The organism is Cupriavidus sp. KB_39, assembly GCF_052114485.1.
Taxonomy (GTDB): Bacteria; Pseudomonadota; Gammaproteobacteria; order Burkholderiales; family Burkholderiaceae; genus Cupriavidus.
In genome coordinates, this window is sequence record NZ_JBFREV010000110.1 from 1 (window position 1) to 1,985 (window position 1,985).

At 57.7% G+C, this 1,985-nt stretch carries 2 protein-coding genes; both read right to left on the bottom strand.

What is annotated here, in order from left to right:
- Positions 1-156, bottom strand: a 156-nt coding sequence (locus AB4Z27_RS28815) for a helix-turn-helix domain-containing protein (protein WP_441645960.1), incomplete at its 3' end; no start/stop codon positions are given.
- A gap of 110 nt (positions 157-266) precedes the next feature.
- The gene (locus AB4Z27_RS28820; protein WP_441645959.1) at positions 267-1,796 is read right to left on the bottom strand and encodes an IS3 family transposase; all 1,530 of its coding nucleotides are present in this window, start codon (positions 1,794-1,796) and stop codon (positions 267-269) included.
- Between the last annotated feature and the right edge of the window lie 189 nt (positions 1,797-1,985).

The following is a 1,985-nucleotide window of genomic DNA, read 5'->3' on the forward strand; positions in this document are numbered from 1 at the left end:
GCGATATCGGAGCGCCAGCCGTTCGATCTGTCGCCGCGACAGGCCAAGCTTCTCGGCCGCGCGCCATATCGGCAGGCCTTGTTCGACCACGGCCTGAATCACCTTGAATCGGTCGARTTCGCGCATCGTCATCGTGATGGACTCGGGCATCGGCATGGCGGCCTCCGGTCTTGCGCAGACGGGAAACCGCCAGAATGCCAGCCTTGGCTAAGGGGGCGACATTTCTATTTGGCTGGAAGGGGCTGCGGACGATTTCTTGGACTGATTCAGGTTGCGATTCCCAAGCGGCGCCGGTAGTCGACCGGGCTCATCGCCTGCAGGGACAACTTGATGCGCCGCTCGTTGTACCACTGGATGTACGAGTTTAGCTCGTTCATGAATGCCTCTACCGTGGTGCCGGCCCAGTTGCGACAGTAGTACATCTCGTTTTTCAGGCGCCCAAAGAAGCCTTCGCACGCAGCGTTGTCAGGTGAGCAGCCTTTTCGCGACATGGATCGGACGAGACCCGCCGCATCGATACGTTGTAGCCATCCCGGCCAACGATAGTGCGAGCCCCTGTCACTGTGTACGACGGGGCTGTCGCCTTCGGTGAGCGTCTTGATAGCGCCGTCGAGCATGCTATTGACCAATTGCGCGTCAGGCCTCGTTCCGATAGACCAACTCACAACCTTGCCGTCAAAGCAGTCGATCATGGGTGATAGGTAGACCTTGCCCGCTGGAAGCTGGAATTCGGTGATGTCCGTCAGCCACTTTTGATTTGGAGCCTGCGAATGGAAGTCCCTGGCAATCAGGTTCTCGGGCGCAACGCCAATCTCCCCGCTGTAAGAGCTATACCGGCGACGAGGTCGATGGACAGTAAGCTGCTCCTCCGCCATCAATCTGCGCACAACTTTCTCGGAGATCTGCATATCGCGCTGGCGCAGTATCGCGTGGATACGGCGGTACCCGTAACACCGATGGTTGCCCTCAAAGATCTCGACCATGGCGTTACGAACCTCGCCATATTTATCGGCCAGGCCTAATCTTGTCTTGTGATAAAAATAGCTACTGCGTGCAAGCCCGACGATGCGAAGAAGTTCGGACAACGGATACGTAGATTTCAAGGCATCAACCACCTGTGTCTTCTCCCTGTTTGTCAGGGCCAGGGTGTTGATGCCTTGGTCTTTTTTTATTAGATCGCCCGCCTGCGTCAGGATGTCGCGCTCAAGTTGCAGCTGGCGTACCTGCTGTTCGAGCTGCGCGATTCTTTCCAGCAACGCCGCATGCTCGTCTTCAGGCGAAGCCAATTTACGTTTTCGCATAGATCGATATGCCTCGTCTCCGAGCAGTTGATCTTTCCACTTGTACAACATCGGTCGGCTTACTCCAACCTTTTTTGCCACATCCTCCGCTGAGCCCGGGCGGGTGCAAAGGTCAGTGACTGCCTGACGCCTCTGTTCGGACGCAAACGGCGCACTGGTGTTTGTGCTCGTGACCATGCGGCGCGACCCAGGGCGCAGCTCCTCAATCCAGCGGGCCAGCATTTCGGTGCTGGGATACCCGAGGGCTCTGCGGGTATGAACTAAAGAGCAGCCATGACCGAAATAGTGATCCACCGCCACGCGTTTTTGCTCCAGCGTGTATCGCTGCCTTGGACGGCGGAGCTTGGGCAGGTCCCCAAGCGCCTGGTACAGGTGAACCCACCGCTTCAGGTTCTTGCCCGACGGATAGCCCAGCTCACGAACGACCGTTGCCGTCTTTCCCCCGTACTTGAAATATAGCTTGACCGCCCTGATGCGATCCTCGTACGAATACATGAACTACCTCCAAGTAGTCCAAGTTTTCATCCGCACCCCCTCTTCCGCTAAATAGAAATGTCAGTCCGGGCGTGCTTTTTGTGCGGGGTGGGATGTTTTTTGTGGGGTGCCCGTAAGGCGGTGGCGCTGGCCGATGGCGCCTGAGCCGGGAGCAGGGTGGGACATTCCGTTCCCGCGATGGCGCGTTCC